This window comes from Anatilimnocola floriformis, assembly GCF_024256385.1.
GTDB classification, from domain to species: domain Bacteria; phylum Planctomycetota; class Planctomycetia; order Pirellulales; family Pirellulaceae; genus Anatilimnocola; species Anatilimnocola floriformis.
Genome location: NZ_JAMLFW010000005.1, coordinates 42,598 through 69,421, shown reverse-complemented (window position 1 = coordinate 69,421; position 26,824 = coordinate 42,598). Strand labels below are relative to the sequence as shown.

18 protein-coding genes are annotated in these 26,824 nt (G+C 59.3%); 9 read left to right on the top strand and 9 right to left on the bottom strand.

Annotated elements, in window-relative coordinates:
- The first annotated feature begins 396 nt into the window (after positions 1–396).
- From M9Q49_RS35240 to M9Q49_RS35230, 3 genes are read left to right on the top strand one after another with little or no spacing between them, the layout of a single operon-like run.
- Positions 397–1,242: a glycosyltransferase family 2 protein gene (locus M9Q49_RS35240; protein ID WP_254514050.1), complete on the top strand. Its 846-nt coding sequence runs from the start codon at positions 397–399 to the stop codon at positions 1,240–1,242.
- Between the two features lie 8 nt (positions 1,243–1,250).
- A complete protein-coding gene (locus M9Q49_RS35235; RefSeq protein WP_254514049.1) occupies positions 1,251–1,562 on the top strand; it encodes a hypothetical protein in 312 nt (103 codons plus the stop codon).
- Positions 1,559–1,837: a hypothetical protein gene (locus M9Q49_RS35230; protein WP_254514048.1), complete on the top strand. Its 279-nt coding sequence runs from the start codon at positions 1,559–1,561 to the stop codon at positions 1,835–1,837. Before M9Q49_RS35235 ends, M9Q49_RS35230 begins: the two co-directional genes overlap by 4 nt.
- A gap of 86 nt (positions 1,838–1,923) precedes the next feature.
- Here M9Q49_RS35230 and M9Q49_RS35225 read toward each other — a convergent pair whose 3' ends face one another.
- Both M9Q49_RS35225 and M9Q49_RS35220 read right to left on the bottom strand, forming a co-directional pair.
- Positions 1,924–3,573 (bottom strand): sulfite exporter TauE/SafE family protein, encoded by a 1,650-nt coding sequence (locus tag M9Q49_RS35225; RefSeq protein ID WP_254514047.1) that lies wholly within the window; start codon positions 3,571–3,573, stop codon positions 1,924–1,926.
- A 144-nt stretch (positions 3,574–3,717) separates the two neighbouring features.
- Positions 3,718–4,935 (bottom strand): hypothetical protein, encoded by a 1,218-nt coding sequence (locus tag M9Q49_RS35220; protein ID WP_254514046.1) that lies wholly within the window; start codon positions 4,933–4,935, stop codon positions 3,718–3,720.
- Positions 4,936–5,227: 292 nt separating this feature from the next.
- Here M9Q49_RS35220 and M9Q49_RS35215 point away from each other — a divergent pair, with 292 nt between their 5' ends.
- The 3 genes from M9Q49_RS35215 to M9Q49_RS35205 all read left to right on the top strand — a co-directional run bounded on the left by M9Q49_RS35215 (position 5,228) and on the right by M9Q49_RS35205 (position 9,072).
- Positions 5,228–6,241 (top strand): S1/P1 nuclease, encoded by a 1,014-nt coding sequence (locus M9Q49_RS35215; protein ID WP_254514045.1) that lies wholly within the window; start codon positions 5,228–5,230, stop codon positions 6,239–6,241.
- Between the two features lie 129 nt (positions 6,242–6,370).
- Entirely contained in the window at positions 6,371–8,275 is a 1,905-nt protein-coding gene (locus M9Q49_RS35210) for an alpha-amylase family glycosyl hydrolase (RefSeq protein WP_254514044.1), read from the top strand.
- Positions 8,276–8,307: 32 nt separating this feature from the next.
- Positions 8,308–9,072 (top strand): metallophosphoesterase family protein, encoded by a 765-nt coding sequence (locus M9Q49_RS35205; protein WP_254514043.1) that lies wholly within the window; start codon positions 8,308–8,310, stop codon positions 9,070–9,072.
- Positions 9,073–9,152: 80 nt separating this feature from the next.
- On the opposite strand, the gene M9Q49_RS35200 is transcribed toward M9Q49_RS35205, so the two are convergent.
- Together M9Q49_RS35200 and M9Q49_RS35195 are read right to left on the bottom strand one after the other, a co-directional pair.
- A complete protein-coding gene (locus tag M9Q49_RS35200; RefSeq protein ID WP_254514042.1) occupies positions 9,153–9,824 on the bottom strand; it encodes a 3-keto-disaccharide hydrolase in 672 nt (223 codons plus the stop codon).
- Positions 9,825–9,953: 129 nt separating this feature from the next.
- The gene (locus M9Q49_RS35195) at positions 9,954–12,968 is read right to left on the bottom strand and encodes a PVC-type heme-binding CxxCH protein (RefSeq protein WP_254514041.1); all 3,015 of its coding nucleotides are present in this window, start codon (positions 12,966–12,968) and stop codon (positions 9,954–9,956) included.
- A gap of 308 nt (positions 12,969–13,276) precedes the next feature.
- On the opposite strand from M9Q49_RS35195, the gene M9Q49_RS35190 reads away from it, so the two are divergent.
- A complete protein-coding gene (locus M9Q49_RS35190) occupies positions 13,277–14,284 on the top strand; it encodes an NAD-dependent epimerase/dehydratase family protein (RefSeq protein ID WP_254514040.1) in 1,008 nt (335 codons plus the stop codon).
- A 103-nt stretch (positions 14,285–14,387) separates the two neighbouring features.
- Positions 14,388–16,322, top strand: coding sequence for a biosynthetic arginine decarboxylase (gene speA, locus M9Q49_RS35185; protein ID WP_254514039.1), 1,935 nt, complete (start codon positions 14,388–14,390; stop codon positions 16,320–16,322).
- A 41-nt stretch (positions 16,323–16,363) separates the two neighbouring features.
- Here the strand turns inward: speA and M9Q49_RS35180 are convergent, their stop codons facing one another.
- The 5 genes from M9Q49_RS35180 to M9Q49_RS35160 all read right to left on the bottom strand — a co-directional run bounded on the left by M9Q49_RS35180 (position 16,364) and on the right by M9Q49_RS35160 (position 25,246).
- Positions 16,364–18,196: a M48 family metallopeptidase gene (locus M9Q49_RS35180; protein ID WP_254514038.1), complete on the bottom strand. Its 1,833-nt coding sequence runs from the start codon at positions 18,194–18,196 to the stop codon at positions 16,364–16,366.
- Between the two features lie 46 nt (positions 18,197–18,242).
- On the bottom strand, positions 18,243–19,160 hold the full coding sequence (locus tag M9Q49_RS35175) for a DUF4886 domain-containing protein (protein ID WP_254514037.1): 918 nt from the start codon (positions 19,158–19,160) through the stop codon (positions 18,243–18,245).
- A 123-nt stretch (positions 19,161–19,283) separates the two neighbouring features.
- On the bottom strand, positions 19,284–20,663 hold the full coding sequence (locus tag M9Q49_RS35170; RefSeq protein ID WP_254514036.1) for a DUF1501 domain-containing protein: 1,380 nt from the start codon (positions 20,661–20,663) through the stop codon (positions 19,284–19,286).
- On the bottom strand, positions 20,660–23,149 hold the full coding sequence (locus M9Q49_RS35165) for a PSD1 and planctomycete cytochrome C domain-containing protein (RefSeq protein WP_254514034.1): 2,490 nt from the start codon (positions 23,147–23,149) through the stop codon (positions 20,660–20,662). Before M9Q49_RS35165 ends, M9Q49_RS35170 begins: the two co-directional genes overlap by 4 nt.
- An 81-nt stretch (positions 23,150–23,230) precedes the next feature.
- Complete coding sequence (locus M9Q49_RS35160; protein ID WP_254514032.1) at positions 23,231–25,246, bottom strand: YjhG/YagF family D-xylonate dehydratase; 2,016 nt, start codon at positions 25,244–25,246, stop codon at positions 23,231–23,233.
- Positions 25,247–25,316: 70 nt separating this feature from the next.
- Here M9Q49_RS35160 and M9Q49_RS35155 point away from each other — a divergent pair, with 70 nt between their 5' ends.
- Positions 25,317–26,813 (top strand): carboxypeptidase M32, encoded by a 1,497-nt coding sequence (locus M9Q49_RS35155; RefSeq protein ID WP_254514031.1) that lies wholly within the window; start codon positions 25,317–25,319, stop codon positions 26,811–26,813.
- Positions 26,814–26,824 lie beyond the last annotated feature (11 nt).

The window sequence follows — 26,824 nt, the reverse complement described above, 5'->3', positions numbered from 1 at the left end:
CACCATAAAGACACATCAGCGCGGACAACTTTGGTCGGAAATCCATCTAAAAGTAACCATTCACGCCAGCGACGCCGTCAGGGGACTTTTCTCTCCCCCCTCGCCCCGTTTCGGGGAGAGGGGTCGGGGGTGAGGGGATAATGCGCGAGTTTGACTCAATTTTCTGGCGAACTGGTCGGCAATCGATAGTGCGTACTCATTAGCAGACTCTCGCTTCGGTTCACCCCTCACCCCCAGCCCCTCTCCCCGAAGCGGGGCGAGGGGAGCAGGACAGGAATGCGTGAACGGTTACCCGGGCGGGCGAGGAGCCCAACTGCTCCGCGCTTCGGGCTTCCTTCGATCCGCTTGAAAGGCTATTTTTCACACGCCTTGAAAACCCCGCGAAAGGATTCGCTCATGCCGCGCCTGACGGTACTCATTCCCTGCAAAGACGAACGCCGCAACATTCTGGCGTGCATCGAGTCGGTCCGCGCGATTGCCGACGAAATCCTGATCGCCGATTCGGGCTCAACCGATGGCTCGCTCGAAATGATCCGGGCCGCCGGCGGTTGCCGGATCATCGAGCGGGAGTACGTGAACTCGGCCGATTTCAAGAACTGGGCCATCCCCCAAGCCAAGCACGAGTGGGTGCTGGTCGTCGACGCCGACGAACGGGTCACGCCGGCGCTCGCCGCCGAAATCAAAACGCTCCTCGCCAGCGAACCGGCGCAGGACGGCTACTGGCTGCGGCGGGATTTCTTCTTCCTTGGCCATCAAGTGAAGCACGGCTGCTTCGACACGGCCAAGCTCACGCGACTCTTCCGCCGTGACTGCCGTTACGCGGTTCGCCGAGTCCACAGCGACATCGTGGTGCCGAGCGGCAAGATCGCGCCCCTCACGCATCGCCTGCAACACTTCACCGCCAACGACCTGGGCCACTTCGTCGACCGTCAGCATCGCTACGCCAACTGGTCGGCGGAAGACAGCTTCGAAAAAGGCAAACGCGTCGGCATCTTAAAAATGCTCACTCACGCGCCGCTGCGGTTCCTGCAGAACTACATTTTCCGCGGCGTCTTCCTCGACGGCGCCCCCGGACTCGTCGTCTGCGGCTTGATGGCGTACTACACGTTTTTGAAAGACATCAAGCTCTGGGCGCTGGCCAACGATCGCTCAGCCGATGCCGAACAGATTCACGCGCCGCCAGCAGTTGAGGTTCCGGCGTTAGCCGGCAGCAGCGCAACTCGACTCTCCAAAGCCGCGTGAAGTCTGCCATGAAATTCAACCTGCGAGAACTGTTCGGCGTGACGTTGCTCGTTGCCGTGCTCTGCGCATGGTGGTTGGATCATCAGCGGTTGCAGTCACGCCGCGATCAGCTTGAGTCGGAAGCGACGTTACACAAGCAGGCCCGGTCCATTCAAGTGGAACGGGATAGGGCCATCATCAACTCGCTGAAAGTGCGGTTAACGCGGCTTACGGAAGAGTTGGCGGAAACGACTCAGTCGATGGAAACCACTCAGTCGGATATTTCCGGCAGAATCAAATTTCCCTTTAACCAAGCCGGTGTGCCGAACTCGGGCAAATGAACAAGTCACTCGCTCCTCTCATCATCGCCATCGTGGTTCTGCTCCTGCCAGTGTTGTATGCAGGGAGCTATTTCGCGATGGTCATACCCTTCCGCCTGGACGAGGCGACGATGAAGGGTTCTCGGGCTGGAAAGGCCTACTCCTATGGTTACTGCTATCGCTTTGGCGATGAATATGCAGCGATGTTGTTCTGGCCGTTAGAGCAGATTGATCAGCGAACCAGACCCGCGCAATGGTGGCATGACGCGCAGCTGATTGAAGTTGGATATCCGTAGGCTCTGCGGAATAGTATCAGCAGCTTCGGCCAGCGCTGCAGTGCCGCCGGCCGAAGACGCGTTCTTTCGCGGAGCGAAAGACGACTTTAGTTGATCGCTGCGTTCGTATTCACTGGCGGCGTCACCGGATCCGCAGGCGTCACTGGATCGGGATTCACTTCGGCCTTCTCAGGCAAACGAATCTCGGCGATCAGCGATTTTTGATCCTGATAGAAGATCCAGACGCGGCCCTTGCCGTCGCGATCGGCTTGCAGCACTTGCTTCACCAGGTTTTGATTGCGAGCCTTGCTCACGATCAGGAACCGAGTGTTCGATTGTTGCAGCCGAGCCAGCCAGCTCGGATCGCCACTGAAGATCTTTACGTATTCATCCCACGTCTCTTTGTTCGTCAGATGCACGTGCGAATAGACGAGCGGCTTCATCTCGCCGTTGGTTTGCCAGATCAAGTAATCAGCCCAGTCCATCGGCGAGGCAAACGTGCCGGTCAGTTCGCGGCGGGTCACTTCATCGGCGACGTAGATCGGCGTGTCGGTCACCAGGTTTTCGGCCGGGCCGCGCGAACGGCCCGCGATCACGCTGTATGACGGCGGCGCGAGGATCAACACCATAAACAGGAAGCCGACGGCGATCAGCGTCTGCATCGCGCTCGGTTCATCTTCCACTTCAGCCGGCAGCTCTTGTTTGACGCGATACGCGGCCCAGAAGGCGGCGATGTGCGGCACAATCACCCACGGGCAAACCAGCGCCCACCAGGCCAACATGCGGATGGCGCTCAGCGTCAGCAAACCGAAGAACGCGAGCAGCAGCAACTCGTAAGCAGTCCACTTGCGCGGGCTGAACTTGAACAACAGGCCTGTGGCGATCGTCGAGGCGATCATCAGCACGCCCGTCAAGCTGTTCGGCGTGAGGGCTCGCCATTCGGAGATGTATTGCAGCGCGGCGTGTTCGCCGAAGAAGATCGTGCGGAGAAGCAGCAGCGGACCATGCGGGTTCAAAAAGGTCGCCACGGTGGCAATCGTCACGGCCAGCCAGACGCGCGACAAACGCGTGTCGACTTTCACCTTGGCAAAATCACCGCCGGCTTCTTGCCAGATTTCATAAGTCATGCCGACCGCGAACAAGCCGAGGATGGCGATCCCCATCAGCACACTGCCGTGCAAATTGGCCCACAGGGCAAACAGCACAGGCAACCAAAACAGCGGCGAACGGCTGGTGAGCAACTTGCTGCAGGCCAGCAACGCGAGCGCGGCGCCAAGCATGCCGAAGAGCTGCGGACGAATCGTCCCCACAATCGGCAAGCCGAGTGCGAACATCAAAATGCCTGCCAGCCAGGCGACGGTCCCGGTCGTTTGCCGTTTGGCAACCGCCACCATCAACACCACACCCGTCAGCGCGACAAGCAGGCAATGACCGAGGGCCAGCCCTTCGTTGCCGAAGTGCGTTTGCACTTCGTAACCGATGACCTGCGACAGCCAGGCCGAGTGCAACATCGGTTGATTGGTTTGCACCGCGGCAAACGGATCCGCCGTCGGCAGCGAAGCGTGCTCCACGATCCAGCGACCAAAGTCGAGATGGCCCCACAGATCGGTGTGATTCAGCCGATTAAAACCGGTCAGCAAAAACAGCACGCCGGCGGCCATGATGCCGAACAACAGCGACTTGCTGGTGTTGGGGAACCACGGAGACGTGAGGTTATCGCGAGTGATGCAAGCCGGCACTTCGGGTTCGGTAGTCATCGGTAGTCTGCAGTTGAAAGTTTGGAGTTCGAAGTGTTCTGAGGAAGCCCGACGCGTAAGCGAGGGAGCATCGGGTACCAACGTCGGTCGCCGCTTCACCCTCGCTTACGCGTCGGGCTACCTGCGGCAACGGCGTTGCCGGCTTTAGTTGCCGGTCGCTTTTTCCACGGGCTGTCCCGCTTTCCAGGCGGTGTACGGATCGATGCTCCGCCACATGCAGAGCGCGCGGGCCGCGTGCGTGTAGGGGCCGTATGCGCTGAGGAGTTCCTTCTCGTCCATTTCGGTCAACGTGTGCACCAGCCATTGGCCGGCGCGAACGATCGTTTCCCGCGGCGGTTGAATTTCATCGGGCGCGAGGGCCAGCCATTCCAGCTGATGGCCCGTCACGAGCAGTTTGTCGTGCAGCGAAGCCTTTTTATCGGCTTGCGAACCGGGCCCCGACGGCCAGGTTCGAGTCCAGTAGCCTTCGGGATGTTGCGACGAAACGAGCAGATCGGCGCAACGCTTCATGTGCTGCAACACGGCCCGCTTCGTGCGCGGCTGCAGAGCCTTTGCTTCTTCATCGGCGCGGTAAAGGACCACCAGCGCTTCGAGCCGGTGCAGACCATTGCAGGGGCCGACATCGAGCGGCTTGTCGATCAGCTCTTTCACGAGCATATTCGTATCGATTCGCGAGCCGAACTTGTTCTTCCACTGCCGCAACGGGAAGACGTAGCGGGCGTACACGATCGAGGTCCATTCGTATTCATGCCGCTCGAGATGAAAGCGGCGGAGCGAATCGTTCAGCAGTTCGCCGACGGTAGCATTGTCTTTGGGGTCACGCAGTAAGATCGGCGTATCGAGCGAAGTGCCTGTTTCGGCCAGCGTAGCGAGCAAGTCGTCGATGTGATAACTCGACGAGGCCCGATGATCGGGTTGTTCGTCGAACGAGCGCACATCGAGACCATCGCGGCCGTAGTAAAACAGCGGCGGCGCCTTTTCACCGGCGTACTTGCGGAAGACCTTGTCATCGAGAAAGTACTGCCGCAGCTCTTCGCCGCTCGGCGTTTTGCCATCTTGAAAATCGGCCGTCGTTCCCCACAGGCGGAGCGCGTGAACGAAGTTGTTCGTCATCTGCTCTTTGTCGGTCGGCGGCTTCACGCGATTGAGCACTGCCGTCAGCTGCTCATCGGTGGCGACCCGCGGCTCGACGAACCGCGGCGCGATCACGCAGGGAGTCGCTTGCGGCGGCTGAATGCGAGTGGCAACCGGCCGCACGATCGCATAGCGATAGCCGACCAGCGCGACGAGCAGCAGCGCGGGAGGAATGATGAACTGAGTGAGCCGTTGCCCCAATGTCGCTGCGGGTGCGCAGGTTGTCATGGTCTGGTGACCTTGCAATGCACGGAATGACCTCGGAGCGCGGCGGTAGCGCACGAGCGCGCTATCGTTGCTCCTGAGGAAACATAGGTCACGAAACGGGCGAGAAAGCCGCGAAATGGTGCCGGATATGCCTAGGATGCGGGTGAAGACGCCGCGAAAAATTAACCAACTCTGCACACCACGCCAAAGCCCGGCCGGCAGAAATTGGTCATACTGAGCACACCCAGGACGACCGGGCGGCGTCAGGGAAGTTCATAGCCGGGGTTGTTTCTTCCGAACCACGAGTTTGCCCATGATCCTCGCACGCCGAATTTTGATTTCGCTGATCATCTTGTTGCTCATCGCGCCGCCGGCTCACGCTTGGAATGCCGTGGGTCATTCGGTGATCGCCAAGATCGCTTATGCCCGGCTCACGCCGGCCGAGCGGCAAAAGGTGTTTGATGTGCTCAAACAGCATCCGCACTTCAAGGATTATCTGAATGCCGATGTGCCGACCGGCGCCGATGAACAGGAATGGGCCTTCATGCGAGCAGCGGTGTGGAGCGATTGGGTGCGGCCGCCGCGCAATTTCCAGGGGAAGCCCGAAGATCATCCGATCCACAAGTTCCATCGCAGCACGTGGCATTACATCAACTATCCGTACAAAAAAGGTCAGACCGATCTCACACTCGGCGAACCGCTGAAACAACCCTTCAACGCCGAGCAGCAGATTCCGCTGTCGGTGAAATTTGCGAAGGCAGGCGCGGGCGAAGATTCCGGCGCCGCTGCCGGCGTGACCGCGGAACAGAACCGCGCGGTTCGCACTTGCTGGGCCTTTCATCTCATCGGCGACATTCATCAGCCTTGCCACGTCACCGCCTTCGTCGATCCCGATCGGCTGCCGCTCGGCGATGAAGGTGGCAACAAGACTTCACTGCGCGTCGATATCGGCGCCGAACCAACCAAGCTCCACACGCTGTGGGACGCCATGCTCGGCACCGATGCCGATCCCGAAAGCATCGCCGACCTCGGCGCGTCGCTGCTGAAGGATCCCGCCCTGCAGCCCGACAAAATTCCCGAAGCCGCCAACGGCGACGTGAAGGCCTGGGTACAAGAAAGCTACAAGCTCTCGGTCGCGGCCGCTTATCTCAACGGCGAACTGCCGATCGTGCTGTGGGACGACTACAAGTCCGGCGTGGTGCCGATTCAAGATGTGCCCATCCTGCCGATCGGCACGGAAAAGAAAGCCCGCGCCATCGCCCGCCGTCAGGCCGTTGTTGCCGGCCAGCGATTGGCAGATAAGTTGCGCGAAGTGATTGCGGAGTAGAAGTGCCCGCGGCAAACAGCTCGCCACTGACAAGAACTGTCACGTGGCGCATTCATCCCTCGGGTGAGCTACAACTGCGGTCAATCCTCTCTTGGCCCACACCGCGACTTACCTCGGGATTTTCTTGCCATGTCGAACTTACTGCGAATTCCTGCGCTCGATGCTGCGCGCTTGCAACTTCAATTTGCTCCCTTGCCGCGCGAAGGAGGCTTTCCGCGCAATTGGCGGCATGCCGATTTGAACTCGACCAATGACGGCTGGTGGCAGATCGATCTGTCGTCGCTGCATCTGCCCGATGGCGAGTACGAGTATGAGTTTCTGCTTGAGCGATCGGGCCAGGCAACGATCACCGTTCCCGATCCGTACGCCGAGGAGCTGACGCGGTTCTCTGGTTATCGCGGCGTGTTTTACATTCGCAACAATCATCGCCATCGGCCTGGTTTTGACTGGCGCGGCGAGATGCCCACCGGAGGTTTACCGCAGAACAATCAGCTGGTGATTTATGAACTGCCGATGCGCTGGGCCGATCCGGGCGAGGATGGCTTTGATCGGCAGGTCGGGCTCGGCACGTTTGACAAGACGCGGTTCGAGATGCTCGACAAATACATTCTGCCGCTGGGAGTGAATTGCATCGAACTGCTGCCGATTCAGGATTCGGCCGACACGCTCAACTGGGGCTACGGCACGCGGTTTTTCTTCGCGCCCGATTACGACTTGGGCGAGCCTTTTGATCTGAAGAGCTTCGTGCACTACTGCCACACCAAGGGAGTGCGCGTGATTATGGACGTGGTGATGAACCACGGCCGCAAGTGCCCGCTGCAGGACCTGGCTTACGATTGGTTCTTCCTCTACAGCGGTGACGAGGAGAAAGATCCCAACGGTGACGGCCGGCCGGACTGGGGCGGCAAAGCGTTTCGCTATCGCACGCAGCGCGGCGGTGCGTTTCAGGCCCGCAACTTTCAGTTCGGCATGGCCGAGTTCTTCGTCAAGGAATATCACGTCGATGGTTTTCGCCTCGATGAGTTCAAGGGGATCGATAACTACGACTTCATTCAAGACTTCACCGAAAAAGCGCACGCGGTGAATGACCAACTCTTTGCCGGCAGGCCGTTCATCGTCATCGCCGAAGACTCTTGGCGGCGGGCGGGAATCACCGGCGCGAATCATCGCGGCCGGCGCGTGGTCGACAGCATGTGGGACTTTCATTTTCGCGATACGCTCCGGGCGCTGGTCTCGAACACGCTGGGGACGAAGCTCGGCGAGCACTCGCGCAGTGTGCGCATGAAACAATCGTTGATGGCCGCTCGGCCCGATGTTTTTTCGCCCGATGAACGCCCGAATCGGGTCTTTTGGGATCTGGCCAATCGTGTGGCCTACTGCACGTCGCACGATATCGAAGCTGATCACGAGCAGCGGCTGCTCGACTATTACCTGCAAAAATTGACTGGCGAGCGGCGCGATCCGAATTCGCGGATCGGCCTGGCTGGGATTGCCTTTGAGCAGGTGATAACGACGTTCGCGCTAACGCTCACTGCGGCGGGCATTCCGATGTTTCTGGCCGGCGAAGAATTTGCCGATCTGCACGACATCGACAACCGCAATTGGCGGCTGAAAATGTCGGACCCGGTTGATTGGTATCGCCGCGCCGAACCGGGGCACGCCGAAGTGTTGAGCCGCGTGACCAATCTGATCCAATTGCGAAAATGGCACGGCGCCCTGCAGCGCAACGAAGTGGAGTTCTTCGGCTTTAGCTCGGGCAATCCCGGCTTTCACCCCGAGTTTGACGGCAACGACGGCGAACGCCTGCTGGCCTATTGCCGCACCGGTGGCCGCGGCCTGGGGAGCAACGATCAGGTGATCGTGGTGGCCAATCTCAGCGGCCGTGATTACCCGCACATCGACGTTGCCTGGCCCTGGGGCTATCGGCCGTCGCTACGCGAACACGGCGGCGTGGGACAGGACCTGCCATACATTACGGGCGGCACGGCCGGCTTTGGCTTGAAGCCGTTTCAGGCTCGAGTTTTTGCCGTGTGAACCTGCCGACCGGCAGACTTGTCCTGGCTTGCATGTTTACCCACGACGAGCCCGAGCTGATTCACGAAATCCCTTTCCGCACCTCGGGTTCGTCCGGGCCGCGGAATCGGCGGCTCCCTGTCTACACAGTGCGCTACGAGAATTCTGCAGGCCCGCAACCCACTATTCTCGCCACGGCAGATCTGCAAGGACGGGAAAAAGAATCGACCAATCGCTTGCTCGGCGAACTCTTGGCGGATGAAATCGAACGGCTGCAGCAGGCTGAGGATTTGCCGGCGCTTGATCTGTGTCTGCTCTGCGGCGATTTCTATGACTACCCGGATCTGAACAAACTGGGCGGCACGGGCGATGTAACGAGCGCGTTCAATGCCCTGGCGCGCATCGCCAGCGAAACTGCAGCGGTGCTGGGAAATCACGACGAGCTCAACCCGCATGAACTGCTCACGGAAGTCCGCGTGCTCGACGGCAAGACATTCCACAGCCGATCGTTCACGATCGGCGGCGTCTCCGGAATTCTCGGCAACCCGCGTAAGAACAATCGGAAGACGGAAGAAGAGTTCCTCACGGCGATCGAGCATTGCACCGACCGCTGCGCGAATGTGCTGCTATTTCATCAGGGCCCGCAAGGAAACGGCCCGCAGCAAGCCGGCCTCGACCTGATCAATGCAGCGCTAGAGCCCTGCCGCGACCTGCTCGTCCTCTGCGGTCATTGCCACTGGGACGAGCCGTTTCATCAAGAGGGGCAGAATCTGTTCTGCAACGTCGACGGCAGGGTACTGATATTCCTGCCTAGATAGAATAGGAGACCAGAGCTAGCAGAGATCAGAGATTAGGCATCGTCCTAACCTCTAACCCCTATGCCCTTCGTCTCTTCCCCTTACTTCAACTTCTTCAGCTGAATGTCCTTGAACTGCACGGTCATCGGCGGACCGGCGTGCAATTGCAGGGCGAGAATGCCGCTGGCCTTGGCTTTGCCTTCTTGGTTGTCGGTCACGTCGATCGTGGTGTGGCCGTTGATCTTGTGCACCAGGTGCGGACCCTTGGCGGTGATTTCGAACGTGTTCCAGTCTTCCTTCTTCACGCTGGCAAGGAATTCCTTGTTGTCGACAGTCGGTTCGCTGGCGACGGTCTTCTTGCCATCGCTGGCGATTTCGACCTTCTGGGTCCGCTGAGCGAGAATGCCGCGGCCACCTTCTTCGTACAGGATGCCGATGTAGGTGTCGCCGGCTTCGAAGTCGGCCTGGTAACCGTTGACGACGTGGTTCCCCTTGTCGACGCTGCGATATTGAATGCCGCTGTTACCGCCGACGATCTTGAACTGCAACTTCAATTCGAAGTCGCCGATCTCGCCACCCTGCCAGATGAGAAACGTGTTGCCCTTGGTCGGGTTTTCTTTGGTGGTCTGACCAGTGATCGTGCCGTCCTTCACCGACCAGAAAGCGTCGTTGCCCTTCCAACCTTCGAGAGTCTTGCCATCGAAGATCGATTCTTGAGCAGAGGCAATCGTGCAGGAAAGCACAAGCAACAAAGCAAATGGGGAGAGTTTCATAGAGGCCTTTCGAGGAATGCAAAAAGTAAATCGCAGAATGGAGAATATAGTTCAGCCAATCGGCGAAGTGAACCATGTCGGCAGGATCGCGTAGCACGAACCCCTAGGTTCGTGCTACGTCGCCCTGCATCATTCCACCGTCTTCAAATACTCCAACAAATCCACCATCGCGGCCCGATCGATCTGCTTCTCCAGCCCCACCGGCATCAGCGATTGGCCGGTGCTTTTCAGACTTTCGATATCAACGCGGAGAATCGTTTCGCTGACGTTCTCTTGCTTACGCAGCGTCACGCTGGTTGCCGTTTCGGCGCTAAGAATGCCGCTCAACGATCGGCCGTCGGTCGTCAGCAGCAGATAGTTGAGATACTGCGGATTCACCTCGCGATTGGGATCGAGCACGTTTACCAAGATCGCTTCCGCCCCGCGGTTCTTCATAGCCGCCAAATTCGGGCCGATCTCGTGACCGATGCCTTGCAACTTGTGACAGGCCGCGCAGTTCTTTTTGAAGATCTCTTTGCCGCGAGTGGCATCGCCCGTCTCTTTGAGTACCGAATAGTAGCTGTTGAGGACATCTCTACGATACGGCGTGAGGTCGGACTTGCTGATCTTTTGAATCCGTTGATCTACTCTTGAAACGAGAGTTTCCTTGAGCATTTTCAGGCGTGTAGCATCCAGTTCGAGAGCCGGCACGGAATTGTTTTCGATGGCCTCGAGCAACTTCAGCGACCATGAGTATCGAGAAAGGAGCAAATCCAGGCTTCGGCTTTTCATCGACGGCGTAAGTTGTTCGTAGCGAGCAACGAGAAGATCGGCGATTGGTGGCGCATCGAAGTAGCCGAGCAACGTGAGCGCAGCCGATTGCACTTCAGCAGGTTCGGCCGGTGAGATGAGTTGCGCGACGACAGGCTCCACTTGCGGAAACGCAGCGAGTCTCAGCTGCTGCAAGCTGGCAACGCGGTCGCTGGGCTCTGCTGCACGATTGCGGGCATTCTTGGCAGCGTCTGCAATCATTTCCTGCAGCCATTCATCGGCTTTGCCGCCGGTGGCTTTGGCGAGTTGCCGGGCGAGAGGTGAATCCTGTCGGGCTGCCAGAGCTTCGACGCCGACAGGGACAAGAGATGACTTTTGTTCGGACCAACGGGCGAGAATCTTGATCGCGATGGCAACATCGGCTGGATGCTGCTGCTTGCCGATCTGACGGAAGAGGGTCTGCATCAATTTCACATGACCTGTCTTGGAAGACAGCTTGACGGTGTCTTCCTCGGCAATCTTCTCCAGCAACAGGCCAGCGCCATCGGCAAACGAAGACAAGAGGGCGGTCTGATAACCCTCGCCCCCCAAATAATCGCTGTTGACCGCCGCAATTCGTTCCTCCACCGGCAGATATCCCAGCGTGAAGTATTTCTGTGCGCGCACCTGGGAATCGAGGAGGTGATCATTGTGACGCTGTGGATTGGCAATCGCTTGCCGGATTCGCGCCGAATGAAGATGTCCTTCCGCCAGCCGATAGGCATGTTCCCGCAGGCGTGGATGCGAGTCTTCGAGCCGATCTCGCACTAAGCTCTCCGACAACGCTCCGAATTTTTCCAGCAGATAGAGGATGCGGGGGTAATTGGCAGGTTGGTCTGCCTTGCGCTCGGCTGCCAAAAGTTGCTCGATAATCTCCTTCCCCTCGCGATCCTTCCGCTCGCACAGCAGCCGGGCCGCGGTTTCTCGGTGCCAGCCGTTGGGGTGATGCAGGGCGGCGGCCAGGTCGGCCACCGACGCCTGACCGAATTTGGGCAAGGATTTTCGCAGCTGGGAATTCACGTGAAACACGCGATAGATCCGTCCCTGATCGCGACCACTGGTGAGATCGAGATGTTTCTTCAGGATCGGTGGGATGCTCTGAGGGTGCTCGATCGTCTCGCGGTACATGTCACAGATATACAAACAGCCGTCCGGCGCATTGGCAAATTGCACTGGGCGGAACCAGGTGTCGCGCGAGGCCAGAAACTCCTTGTCTCTTTCGATGCGCGAAGCGCGGAAATCGCCTCCGGAAAAAACAAGTTGCTTGCGATGCACGATGTTGCTGCCGACATCGCCGACAAATGCCTGACCGACCATCTCGGGCCACGCGTCGCCGTTGTAGATCGTCAAGCCCGTGGCACTGGTGAAATAACCTGCCGGCCGGCCACCACCTTCGACAATGCCCGGCACGATTTTGTTGGCGCGCAACCGGGTGCGCACGATCCGCCACGGTTCCACCGGGCTGATGCGAAAGACATCGGCTTGCGGACCATCGGTGGCAATGCTCCGGCGAACCTGGCCCACGGCCAGATACGGATTGCGCGAGAGATAGCGATCTTCGTAGAGAATGGCTTGAATATGATCGCTGTTGCTGCAGACGAATCGATTTCCCCAAATGTCCGTCGTTGCCCCGTGCTGACCACCGCCGCTGATCGCGGCAAGATCCATGGTCTCCGGATCGAACGACAAATCGCGCCCGCGGAGTGACAAAGCCTTGCCGTTCGGATCGTCCGGCTTTCGCAATTCGGCGCCGCTGCTGCTAATGGCTGCAGTAATACGATTATCGAGCGACCACTGAAACGTATTCACCAGGCCTTGCACATTACTCGTCTCAAAACCGGTGAGCACGACTTTCTTGACGTCCGCTTGGCCGTCGCCGTTCGTATCTTTGAGATAGAGCAAGTCGGGAGCATCGGCGACGAACACGCCGCCGCGCCAGCAATGAATGGCCGTCGGCCACAGCAAGCCATCGGCGAAGGTCGTGCTCTTGTCGAACTTGCCGTCGTCATCGGTATCTTCGAGCAATTGAATTCGGCTGAGCTTTTCTTCGCGGTTCTCCGAATAGCCACGCATTTCGACGACGAACATCCGGCTGTTCTCGTCGAAGCAGATCGCAATCGGATCGGCGACAAGCGGCTCGGCGGCCACTTGTTCCAATCGAAAACCAGGAGCGATTTCAAACGACTTCATGGCCTCGGCTGGCGACAGCGGCGCTGTTCGCGGCAGTTCGGCGGCGTAGTCCTTGTCGAGCGTGTCAGGAGCGACGGGCTTTGGTTCTTGAGCCATCACATCACTGACGATGACGAAGCTACACGCGATCGCGTAGAGCAAACGGCGAAACGAAAGATGCGACATGGCAGTGCCTTTTTGTTGAAATAGCTCGGGCATCTTCGCCCGATTAGCACGGGATTTCAACCAAATTGCGCGCGGTTAGAATGAGAGGCATGAAAGTTTACGGACAACGAGAAAAGTCGGCGCGGCGAATCGCGCAAATCAACGGCTGGATCGTGCTGTGCGGTTTGGCGCCTGGCTTGTTATTGTTTGGTTTGAATACGTTTTTTGAGCACCCATCTATCAGCACGTGCCTCGGGGGAGTGGCGGCTCCCCTGGTAATTGCCGGTCTCGCTTGGCGGTGGATTCGATGGGGAAGAGGACTGATCTAAGTGCATGCACTCGTCACCGGCGCCAACGGGTTTCTCGGCCGCTATATCGTCGAACAACTGATCGCCCGCGGCGATCGCGTGCGCGCCCTCGTGCGGCGCGATACTCCCGAATTGACCGCGCTCGGCGTCGATCTCGCCCGCGGCGACGTGCGCGAGTTGCCGTCGGTGGTGAAAGCCGCCGCAGGTGTCGACGCGGTGTTTCACGTCGCTGCGATCGCCGGCATCTGGGGGAAGCTGCGCGATTACTGGGATGTGAACGTCAACGGCACGGCTAATGTGCTGGAGGCTTGTTACGTCAATAAAGTGAAAAAGCTGATCTACACCAGCAGCCCGAGCGTGACTTTTGCCGGTGGCGATCAGTGTGGTGTCGATGAGAGCGTGCCGTATCCGCAGAAGTTTCTCGCGCACTATCCCCACACCAAAGCCATCGCCGAAGAACTGGTGCTCGATCCTAATTGTCAGGATATTCTCACCGTGGCGCTGCGGCCTCATTTGATTTGGGGGCCTCGCGATCAGCATCTCATTCCGCGGCTTCTCGCGCGGGCTCGCAGCGGCAAGTTGCGTTACGTCGGCGATCGCCACAATCAAGTCGATGCAGTGTATGTAGAGAACGCCGCGACGGCCCATCTGCAAGCTGCCGACGCCCTCAAGCCGGGCTCGCCCGTTTGCGGCAAGGCGTATTTCATCACCAACGACGAGCCGGTGAACTGCTGGAACTGGATCGACCAGATCATGTCGCTCGCACACTTGCCGCCGGTACGAAGAGGCATCAGCACCCGCGGCGCGTATGCCGCCGGCGCGCTGCTCGAAGGGCTATGGACGCTGCTCCGCCGCACCGACGAGCCGCGAATGACGCGGTTCCTCGCGCTGCAGCTCGGCACTTCGCACTGGTTCGACATTTCGGCGGCGAAGCGCGATTTTGGTTACGAACCCAAGATCACGATGGCCGAAGGGATGCAACGGCTGGCGCTGTCGCTGCAAACACCTGCCGCGCCGGCCCATCGTTAATTTTCCCCGCTGCGGGAAATTGCCGTCCTTGCTATGCAGCCGAAGCGCGTATAATCATTCGTTTTCCTGTTCCGAAAATCACTTGCCTTGGGGACTGCCTGAGATGCTGAAAGATGCCGTGGAGCGTTGGACCATTACCGATGCCAGCGAGCTGTACGATGTGCCGCGCTGGGGTAAGGGCTATTTCTCGATCAACGCCCAAGGGCACATGGCGGTCCATCCCAACAAGGACCCCAACATCAGCATCGACATGAAGGAGCTCGTCGACCGGCTGCAGCTGCGCGGCCTCGATTTGCCGATTCTGTTGCGCTTCAACGGCATTCTCAAGGATCGCCTCCGCGAGATGCACGATGTCTTCGCCCAAGCCATCAAAGAGCACGACTACAAGGGTCGCTACGTTTGCGTTTACCCGATCAAGGTAAATCAGCAGCGGCACGTCGTCGAACAAGTCGTGCAATACGGCAAGCCTTACGGCTTTGGTCTCGAAGCGGGTAGCAAGCCCGAGCTCCTCGCCGTGGTCGCGATGACCGACGCCGTCACGCCGATCATTTGCAACGGCTTTAAGGATGCCGAGTTCATCGAAATGGCGATGCTCGCGCAGAAGATCGGCCGCAATGTGATTCCGGTCGTCGAGAAGTACACCGAGCTCGCGCTCATTTTGAAATACGCCGAAAAAGTCGGCGTGCGGCCGCAGATCGGCATGCGCATCAAGCTCGCCGCCAAGGGCTCGGGCCGCTGGCAATCGTCGGGCGGGTTCCGCAGCAAGTTCGGTCTGACCGTCGGTGAAATCTTGAAAGCGGTCGAAGAGCTGAAGAGCCGCGACATGCTCGACTGCTTCAAGCTGTTGCACTTCCACCTCGGTAGCCAGATCACCAACATCCGCCAGATCAAGGGCGCGATGACGGAAGCCGGCCGGGCGTATGTCGATCTGATCAAGCGCGGCGCGGGGCTCGAGTACCTCGACGTCGGCGGCGGTCTGGGCGTTGATTACGACGGCAGCCAGACCAATTTCGAATCGAGCATGAACTACACGTTGCAGGAATACGCCAACGACGTGGTATATCACCTGCAGAACGTCTGCGACGAAGCGCAGGTGAAGCATCCCAACATCATCAGCGAAAGCGGCCGAGCGGTTGCTGCGTATCACGCGGCTCTCGTCTTCGGCGTGCTCGGCGTTTCGGGCCAAGGAAACCCTGGGCCGAATGGCAGCGAAGAGCATTTGCCAGAGATCACGGAGCAGTCCGAACAGCCGTTGCACGACTTGATGGATACGTACAAAGGCGTGACCGCGCGCAACGTGCTCGAGAGTTTCCACGACGCTCAGCAGGCGATGGACGTGTCGATGACCCTCTTCGGCACGGGCTACCTATCGCTCGAACAGCGGTCCGTCGCCGAGACGATGTTCTGGGCCATCTGCCGCAAGATTCGCCGTTTTGCGGAACAGCTCGACTACATGCCGGAAGAGCTCGAAGGGCTCGACCTGATGCTCAGCGATACGTATTTCTGCAACTTCAGCCTGTTTCAATCGATGCCAGATAGCTGGGCCATCAAGCAGTTGTTCCCGGTCATGCCGATCCATCGGCACACCGAACGCCCGACCCGCCCCGCGGTCCTCGGCGACATCACCTGCGACAGCGACGGCAAGATCGATCAGTTCATCGACCGCCGCGACGTCAAACGGACGCTGCTGCTCCATACCTACGACGGCCAGCCGTATTACCTCTCCACGTTCCTCATCGGTGCCTATCAAGAAATTCTCGGCGACTTGCACAACCTCTTCGGCGACACCAACACGGTGCACGTCGACGTCGGCTCGAACAACGAAGTCATCCTCGAAGCCATCGTGAAGGGTGACACCGTCCGCGAAGTGCTCGACTACGTCGAGTTCGACCACAGCGACCTCGTCACCCGCCTGCAAACCGCCGTGGAAACGGCAGTCCGCGAAGGCCACCTTAGTTACCAAGAAGCAGGCCGCTTCCTAAAGTTCTATGAGGATGGGCTGAATGGCTATACGTATCTCGAAGAACCAGGGGACTAGTCGGAAACCACCAATCGCCACCGCCGCAGAGGCGGTGGCGGTTATTTCGCTGCTCCCTTCGCCTTCTTCTGCTTCTGATACTCCGCCGCGGCCAGGTACCTGCCGTAGTAGTTTTGGATCGCGCTGATCAGCGATGTTTGGCGGGCGAATTCAGAAATGGGGAGCGTTAGCGACTGTTTCCGCCCATCGTTGTAGTCGATCTTCAGTACGTTGTTTTCGAGCAAGAGGCCGGTGATTTCGGCAAAGCGAATTGGGGCCGGCCAGTTCGCGCGTTTGAACTTTTCGTGATCGAGCGACAAATCACCTTTGCGGCTGGTGAACGTCTCGGGCGGAAAGGTTTGCTCGACGATGGCCCGTTCTTCATCGGTTTCGGGCAAAAAGCGGTAAGGGAGCGACTGCTCGTGGATCGCGCAAAAGCGATCTTCGTATGCTTTCCACTGTTCTGCTTCCAGCGGTTCCGCGGCTGGAATGGTGCGATACCATTGGCCGTCGCCGGGCGTGGTCAGCAACGCCTGAGTATCGGCCGAATCGAGTTGCATGCCGAGGGCGGCGAGTCGCTGTTCGAGCGGTGGATGCGAGTCAAATGGATGGGCCGGGGCTAGTTCGCCGATGTCGGTGCTGCTCGCAAATTTCGACGCATATTCGTGAAATCCACGTTCGATGCGTTCGCAAACATTGATGTTTTCCAGTGCCCGCTCTTGTTCGAAGAGTTCCGCTTCGATTCCTGACCAATACTTCGAATAAGCCACCGTGCGGAGCAGTGCGCCGGCGGCATCGCGCGGCGAAGTCGCTTCCATGGCGACGCGATCGGCGCGAAATTCTCGCTGCCGGCTGAGCTTGCCCAGCGACAGCTGGAAGAGCGCGCGAAAGCAGAGCATGAACGAATAGATCGGCCAGGTCACAAAGCCATCGTGCAACGCTTTCAAATAGGTGTCGTACCGCACCAGCAGCGGTCCGATCTTCCGTGAGTAGAGCGTGTCCTGGCCGCTGAAGTGCGCCATCTCGTGCGCCAGCACCGCATCGGCTTCGCCGCCCTGCAGTTGCTTGAGCAGCGACAAACTGACGAACAGCGTCCTGCCGTGATACTCCTTGCCGCCGACAGTGACGGGGCGCTCGGTGACATAAAAATTATCGTCGATGCCCGCGATGATCTGATCGGGTGGTTCGGTTCCCACGCGGGCACAGATACGTTTCATTTCATCCCAAATCGGGCCGGCTGCGTCTTTTTCCAGCATTTGCCCCGGGACGACAAAGTCATTCTTCACGCGGCGAAAAATGGCAGCGATCACCAGGCACACCGCCACGACGGCCAGAATGCCGACCACAACGATCAGCTGCGGATAAAAACTGTTGGTCCACAGCGCTGTCATCCAATACGACAAGGCCACCAACAGCGTGCCTTGCGCGACCGCTTGCAGAGCTCCAAAGATCCGCAGTACATGCCAGCCCACCAGCAAGCTCAAGTACTGCGCGTAATGCGAGCGGAGCGAACATACCACGCAAATTCCCGCCACGACAAACACGCCGATTCCAAGCACGATCGACGCCCCCGCGATCAAGATCATCCAGCGAAACGTCGCGAAGTAAATCTTGAGGTTGCTGGGAACATCGCGGGCAAACTCCTCGTTCTGAACCAATCGAGAGAACGGCACCTTCGAGAAAAACTCAACCGCATTGGCCCGCCCTTCAGCATCAAGTCTTTGATCGGCTTGCACCTGGCTCAAGATCGTCTCTCGCATCATGCCGTCATAACGACTTTGCGCATGCCGAAAGAAGAAATAGCCGATGAGGGGAACAAGAAAGATGAGGAGCGCAGGGAGAACAAAGGTCTTGAAGAAGGGGAAGACCGTCGCGTTCTGATTGGCTGCGGGCATACGCTGTCCTTACTGGAGAGCCACTCCAGCTAAAGCTAGGAAAATACTATTTTGCGGCAGCATGCGCCGTCTCTTGCAAGAAGCGAGCGTAATCCGCATCCAGGCCGGCAATGAACTTATTGCCGACGCAACTCGTCTTGAAAAGCATCTCGTACCACACGCAAGCGCCCAGGTAGCGGCCCGCCGTGCTCGAGTGATGGCCGTCCATGCCGAGGGTGGTTTCGCCCTTGGCATCCTTGCTCCACTTGCGGCCGACGTGCAGTGAGTGCTTTTGGTCGGGGAGCTCAGGGGACTTGGCGGTCTTGGGATCGAACTTCGTGTCGGGTTTGTAGCCCCACTGCGCGTCGTTGTCGGCGGCCCAAAAAGCATCGCCAACAGGTATCAATCGCACGCCCAACTCACCGGCGACGGTGCGGTACGATTTGGCGAGCATCTCGTACATGTCCTTTTGCGTCTTCGGCTCGCCTTCCTTCGGCTTGGCAACGTTGAAGCGCGGATCGTCAACGCGATAAGCCCAGGTTTCGTGCAGCAGCAGTTCCGCATTCGGCGCGTGCTTTTTCACGTAGTCGCGCAGGTTCGTCGCAAACGGCTGATAGGTGTCGATGTTGTGGCTTTTGATGCTCGCCTGTTGAATCGTGACGAAGTCATACTTGTCCTCGCCGAGCAGATCCTTCAAGCCTTTGCCGTTGTATTGGCCAGCTTTATCGGTCGGGTCCTTCTCATTCAGCTGAGCGCGAGTCCAGTGCAGTTCCAGCGGACTGCCGCCGACAAAGGCCCCCTTTTGAATCAGCAAGTTCCCATCCGCTGCGGCCAAGTCATCGAGAAAGAAGGTCGCATCTTGCGAAAAGCTGTTGCCGATCGTGAAGAGGCGGACAGTTTTCTTCGGAGCAGGTTTCTCTTGGGCGCTGCTTATGGCGCAGGCCGATACCAATGCCAACAACATCAACGCGGTTCGACGAATCATTTGGTTATCTCGTTTATTACTTAGGCACAAAGCAGCGCAAACCCGGAGTACTGAGGAGAGGGAATTCAGATATTCATCATCGTATCTCGCCTCCCGCCTCTCGCACCTCGCCTCCCCCATCCCTCACGCCAGCACTTCCTTCACGACGCGCCCATGCACATCGGTTAAGCGAAAGTCCCGCCCGCCGTAGCGATAGGTGAGGCGTTCGTGATCGAGCCCCATCAGATGCAGCATTGTCGCGTGCAGATCGTGCGTGTGAACACGGCCGTCGATGGCTTCGTACCCGTAATCATCAGTCCGGCCGTAGGCGGTGCCACCTTTCACGCCGCCACCACACAGCCACATCGAATAACCTTTGTGATTGTGCCCGCGGCCGTTGCGAGTCGGATCATCGGGCGTGCGGCCGAACTCGCCACCCCACACGACGAGCGTATCCTTGAGCAAACCGCGCTGCTTGAGATCGGCCAGCAGACCAGCAATCGGCTTATCGGTCGCGCGGCTGTTGTTCCCCATGATCGCCTGCAAACTGCCGTGGGCGTCCCAGTCGCCATGCGTGATCTCAATGTACCGCACGCCCGCTTCGGCAAACCGCCGTGCGAGCAAACACTGCTTCCCAAACTCTGCCGTCGCCGGCTCATCGATGCCGTAGACCTTCAGCGTGTCTGCCGTTTCTTCCTTCGTATCGAGCACGCGTGGGAACTCGCTCTGCATCCGAAAGGCGAGTTCATACGCTTCAATGACTCCTTCGAGCTTCGGATTCACTTGCTGCGAAGCGAGAGCCTGGCGATTGAGCTCTTGCACCAGCGCGAGTTGCTCGCGCTGTTCGCCTGCCGTCAACTTCGGATTGGCCAAGTTGCTGACAACGGCTTGGCTGATTCCCTTGCCGTGCTCGCCGACCGGCGTGCCTTGATAAAGGGCGGGCAGAAACGCACTGCCGTACTGCCGCGCGGTACCGCTCTTCGGACTGATCGTCACGAAGCCCGGCAGCGATTGATTCTCGGTGCCTAGGCCGTACAGCGTCCAAGCGCCGACGCTCGGGCGGATGAATTGAAAGCTGCCGGTGTGGAGCTGATCGAGCGCCTGCGGATGATTCGGATTGTCAGTCAGACAGCCGTTGAGCAAGCACAACTCATCGGCGTGCTGAGCCACATGCGGAAACAGTTCGCTAACCCACAAGCCGCTCTCGCCGCGCTGTTTGAACTCCCACCGCGACGCCAGATACTGCAAATTTGGATTCTTGTGCGACGGCTTCCCGTCATCGGCTTGCAACTTGGGTTTGTAGTCAAACGTCTCGACATGCGTCGGCCCGCCATGCATGCACAAAAAGATGATCCGCTTGGCCCGGGCCGCAAAGTGCGGCTCCTTCGGCGCGAGCGGACCTTTCTCGGCAACGAGCTTATTCGCGCGGGCTTCCTCACCGCACAAGCCAGCAAACGCGACCATGCCAAAGCCGCAAGAGACTCGTTGCAGCATTTGACGACGAGAATAGTTGAGAGCGTTCATTGCAGGTACCGAAACTCCGCGCTGGCATAGAGTGCCTGAACAACGTGCATCCACACTACCACTTCGTCGCCTTGGACTCGCTCACGCTGAGCTGCGATGAATTTCAACAGCGTCGCATGTTCATCCTTGGTTGCGGCTCGGCAAAAGAATGCCTGAAACAACCAGTTCAGCTTCGCTTGATCGTCGTTCATCTTCAGCGACAACATCCGCTCGGCTGCCAATTTCGCCTGCGCCCACAGCCAAGGGCTGTTGAGCATGAAGAGAGATTGCGACGGAATCGTTCGCTCATCGCGCTGGGCGATGAGCAGGTTCGGATCGGCGAAGTCGAACGTCTGCAGCATCTCCTGCAACTGCCCGCGAACGATTGGCAGATAGATCGTGCGGCGATTCGATTCTTTGTGGATCTCCGCGAGTTTGGGATTCTCTTCGAGCAAGCCATTTCGCACGAGGCCGATGTGCGGACCGCGCGGCGGTTGCAGGTCGAGCGCACCGCTGATCGAGAGAACTGCGTCGCGGAAGGGCTCCACCTCAAGTCGCCGCGGCGTCATCCGCCAGAGCAAGACATTGTTCGGATCTCGGCTGCTGTTCGCTTCCTGGAAACGCGTGCCCAGCTGGTAGGTACGGCTGAGCATGATTTCGCGGATGAGGCGTTTTGTAGACCAGTTCGACTCCATGAACTGCGCAGCGAGATAATCGAGCAACTCAGGATGGCTGGGGCGTTCGCCGATCACGCCGAAGTTGTCGACGCTGGTCACGATGCCGCTGCCGAAGAGTTGCCGCCAAATGCGATTGACGGCGACGCGGGCCGGGAGCGGATTTTCTTTCGCGACCAGCCAGCGCGCGAGTTCCAGCCGGCCGCTCTGGTCGACGGGGATGGCCGGTTTTTCGCCGAGCGAGCAGAGCGTCAGCACGCCGCGCGGAATTCGTTCACCCGGTTTGTCGAACTCGCCACGGATCCGCAGCGTGCAGTCTTCGACCTGCGTCATCTCCTTCACACCCTGTGTGAAATCGGGAAGGGGCGGCGCGGCTTCTTCCATCGCTTTGGTTTCGGCCTTCAGTCGTTCGCGCTCAGCGAGTTGCACCTTATGCAGCGCAAGGAGTTCGTCGAGTTTTGGGTCGGGCGCGTCATTGCCAGCGCGCTGCCACTCGACTTTGATTCCGTCGATCTGTCGCTGCGTGCGATAAGCGATCACGGCAGCTTGATCGCGCTTTCCCATGAGTCCCCGCAGTTGCGCGCGATACTCAAACGCAGCCTCGCCGAGCTTTTCGGCATCGGCGCCGATCGGGTGCAGGTGATACCGCTTGTCGAACGCAGGCCGTTGAAAGAACGACGGCCCGAAGAGTGTATCGGTGCTGCGAAAGATGCCGGCCAGGGCGTAGTACTCTTTGGTTGGGATCGCATCGAACTTGTGATCGTGGCAACGTGCACAGCTGACGGTTAGTCCGAGCACCGCTCGCGTCGTGACATCGATCTGCTCATCGATCAGATCCATCGAAAAGAGTTCCGGCGCCGACTCAAACGTCTTCGGCCCGATGGCGAGAAACGCAGTCGCAATCCGCAGCCGATCGCGCTCCACCGCCGTTTCGGCAGGGAGCAGATCGCCGGCAAGCTGCTCGATGATGAACCGGTCATAGGGCAAGTCGCGGTTGAAAGCATCAATGACGTAATCGCGATAGTGCCAGGCAAACTGAAAGAAAATGTTCTGCGCCCGACCGTTCGAATCGGCGTAACGAGCCAGATCAAGCCAATGCCGCCCCCAGCGCTCGCCGAAGCGAGGTGAGGCAAGCAATTCGTCGACAACTCGCTCAAAAGCCTGCGACGATTCATCGGCGAGAAAGTTTTTCAGTTCCTGGGGCGTCGGCGGCAAGCCAATCAAATCGAAATAAGCCCGCCGCAACAACTGCGACTTCGGCGCATCGGGAACTGGCGTCAACTGTTGCCCTTCCCATTTGTCGGCAACCAGACGATCGATGTCGGTCCGCGCCCACGCCGAGCTTTTCAACCGAGATAAATCGGCCCGCACGACAGGCCGAAGCGACCAATGCTCGCGGGCTTTGGCGAAATCAATTTCCTTGCTCCCGGCAGGCTTGGTTACTTCATCGCGAGGGTCGGTCGCGCCGGCCGCGATCCAGCGTTCAAAATCGCCGATGACGTCGTCGGGCAATTTCCCTGTCGGCGGCATTTCCAAGTCTTGATAGCGAATCGCCGCGAGTAGCAAACTTTTCTTTGCATCACCAGGAACAACAGCCGGTCCGGAGTCGCCACCTTTGCGCAAGCCATCGCGATTGTCGACGAACAAGCCAGCCCGCAGTTCCTTGCTTTCCGCCGAATGGCAGGTGTAGCAATGCTTGACGAGGACCGGCCGGATCTTGGCTTCAAAGAACTCCACCGACTTGGGATCGAAATCGGCTGCCGTGGCCACGCCGGCGCACAGCAGCGCAGCGAGACATGCGAGGAGTCCGGCAGATCTTCGGTCCAGCAACATGGCAACGCAGGAGAGGCGGGAGGAAAGTGCGGGAGTTTTAGACTATCACACCCGCTCGCGCGCGGCCACGTTGAAATGCATTCAGCCGAGGTTGGCTGCCGTTTGTTCGCGGATCGCGGCTTCGCCCGCTTCGAGCGTGGCGATGATCTTCTCCACGTCGTAGACGCAGCCGCCCCAAGTGCCGCCGCCGGCGCGTTGCAGCGCGGCCCACAGCCGAGTGTCGGCCGGCAGATCTTTATCGGGCGCAAGATCGGCGCGCGGCGGACGTTCGGCGAGAATCGTGGCTCCTTCTTCTGGCGTGTATTCATTCACGCCATCGCCGATCCAATCGACCGAGCCGGTCAGTTCGTTGCGATCGACGACGATGCGAATGATGTCGCCATCGCGAACCTTGCCGATCGGGCCACCGGCGAGGGCTTCGGGACCAACGTGGCCGATGCAGGCGCCGGTGCTCACGCCGCTAAAGCGGGCATCGGTGACGACGGCAACTTCCTTGCCCCACTTCAGAAATTTGAGCGCCGAGGTGATTTGATACGTCTCTTCCATGCCGCTCCCCATAGGGCCGCGGCCGATGAGGACGAGAATGTCGCCCGGCTTGAGCGGCACGGCCGTTTGTCCTTTCACGGCGCGAATGGCTTCGCGCTCGGAAGTGAAGACGCGGGCCGGGCCAGTTTTGCGATACACGCCATCCGCGCCAACGACGCTCGGGTCGATCGAGGTCGCTTTGATAACCGAGCCTTCGGGGCAAAGATTGCCGTGCGGAAAACAGACGGTGCTGGTCAAGCCGCGCTTCCGCGCATCGGCGGGCGGGATGATCACGTCGTCGGGCGAAACATTGTCGCGAGCTTTCAGTACTTCGCGCACCATCTGCCGTCGCGGCGAACGCTCCCACCAATCGAGCACGTCGCCGACGCGATGGCCCGTGACGGTCAACGCATCGAGCTCGAGCAGATTCAAGGCACGCAGATGCAGCATGATCTCCGGCACACCGCCGGCGAAGAACATCCGCACCGTCGGATGCGCGACCGGTCCGTTCGGCAGCACCGAAACGAACCGCGGCACGCGGCGATTGATCTCGCTCCAGTCGGCAGAAGTTGGTCGCCGCAGACCGGCAGCGTGTGCGATCGCAGGAACGTGCAGCAGCAGATTCGTCGAACCGCCGCAGGCCGCATGCACCACCATGGCGTTACGCACACTGGCGTCGGTGAGAATGTCTTTCAATTTCAAATTGCGGGCGGCCAGTTGATGCACCGCGCGAGCGCTGCGAGTGGCCAGATCGAGCCAGATGGGTTGACCGCTGGGAGCGAGCGCCGAATGCGGAAGAGCCATGCCGAGGGCTTCGGCGATGACTTGCGAAGTCGCCGCCGTGCCGAGGAACTGGCAACCGCCGCCGGGAGTAGCGCACGCTGCACAGCCCGCCACGGCAGCATCTTGCAACGACATTTCGCCTTGCACGTAGCGAGCGCCGATCGTTTGCACCTTGCCGGCGTCCTCACCTTCAGTCGGCGGCAGCGTTACTCCGCCGGGAACGATGGCGCTGGGAAACTGCGAAGTTCCCGCGAGCGCAATCATCATCGCGGGCAGACCTTTATCACACGTCGCAACGCCGACAATCCCTTGCCGCTGCGGCAGCGAGCGAATCAAACGGCGGAGCACGATCGCCGCATCGTTGCGATAGGGCAAGCTATCGAACATGCCGACGGTCCCCTGGGTTCTGCCGTCGCAGGGATCCGAAACATGACCAGCGAACGGCACGCCGCCGAGCGATTTGATCTCGCGCGCCGCGGCTTGCACGAGCAGCCCCACTTCCCAATGCCCCGTGTGATAACCGAGCGCAATCGGTGTGCCATCGGCGGCTCGCACGCCACCTTGGGTACTCAGAATCAAATACTGCGGCCCGAGCAACTCCTGCGGCGACCAACCCATGCCGGCGTTTTGCGAGAGCCCGAACAAGTCGCCGCTTGACCACTCGCGGAGCATCGCGTCGTCGAGCGGTAGCGCACCTTGCGGGCCCACCGCGTGCGTTTGAATCGTGGCGACCTGATCGTTCGGTAGGGCAAGCAGATCTTCGAGAGGGAGGAGAAACGATTTGGGCATGGGATGTGCAAAGTGTAGGTGAGTCGTGCGCAAGCTGATTGCAGTCGCTTCATTGTAATAGAATGCAGCCATGAAGTCCGACGCTCGCCAGGCTTACGAATCGCTTCTCGACCATCTGCAGCAGTTGGCCCGTGTCACCGCCATCCATGAGCAACTGGCTTGGGATGAGTTGACGATGCTCCCCGACGCGAGCACTGAGTATCGCGGGCAGCAACTGGCCTACCTCGCCGGTTTGCAACACGAGATCGCTTGCGATCCACGACTCGACGAATGGTTGTCGTTGGTTGATGGCAATGGCGAGACACCCGCCGAGAAAATCAACGTCGCGGAACTGCGGCGACGGCATCTGCTTTCAAAACAATTGCCGAAGTCGCTGGTGGAGGAACTTGCGCGGGTAACGACTACCGCCCAGCACGAATGGGCTATTGCGCGCGAACAAGATGACTTCGGCCGGTTCGGTATTTGGCTGGATCGCGTGGTTGCGTTGAAACGCGAACAGGCCCGCTGTTGGTCAGCCGATCGCGATGGCTACGGAGCGCTGGTCGCCGAGTACGAGCCTGGTTTGCCGTTCTCGACGATTCAAGCCACGCTGGCCGAACTGAGCGCTGAGTTGCCGAAGCTCGTGCAAGATCGCGTGGCGGGGCAACGGCCTCGGCAGCAACCGCCGCCGCTGACGGGGAACTTCGACATAGCCACGCAGCGCAGGTTGTGCGAAGAACTGGCCCGGCAACTTGGTTTTGACTTTCGCCGCGGCCGGCTCGATACGGCCGCGCATCCCTTCACGACGCACATCAGCGCGCACGATTGTCGCATAGCGATTCGCTACAACGAGCACAATCTCGCACCGGTGATTTCGGTGCTGTTGCATGAACTGGGACATGCGCTCTACGACCAAGGTTTGCCGCCGGAGCATTTTGGCGAGCCCGTTGGTGAACCTATTTCGCTGAGCGTGCATGAGTCGCAGGCTCGGCTGTGGGAAAATCCCGTTGGTCGCTGCGTGGCTTTCTGGCAGTTCGCCCTGCCGCAGATTGAGGATGCATTTCCTGCGATTCGCGGCCTGTGGACGCCCGAGGATATCGCGGCTGATTTGCGGCGTGTCGAACCAGGCATCAACCGCGTTACGGCCGATGAGGCGACTTACAACCTGCACATTCTGGTGCGTGTGGAACTCGAACAAGCGCTGCTGCGCGGCGATCTCAAGGCGAACGATCTGCCGGCGGCCTGGAACAGCGCGTACGAACGCTTCTTGGGCGTGAAGCCCGACAACGATCGCGAGGGCTGTTTGCAGGACGGCCATTGGGCAGCGGGAATGTTCGGCTACTTCCCCACGTACACACTTGGCAATGTGATGATGGCTCAGTTAGCCCAGCACATGCCGAGTGCGATTTTATTGATCGACGAATTCATCACTCGCGGCGACTTTAAGGTGATCGTCTCCTGGCTGCGGATCAATCTGTTCAGCCGTGGCAAGCAACTGACCACGGCAGAGTGGGCCGAGAAACTTTGTCCGCATGAACTGCACGCGGGGCTCAACATCGAGCCGCTACTGCGGCGACTCGGTCGTTGATGCGGCAATCT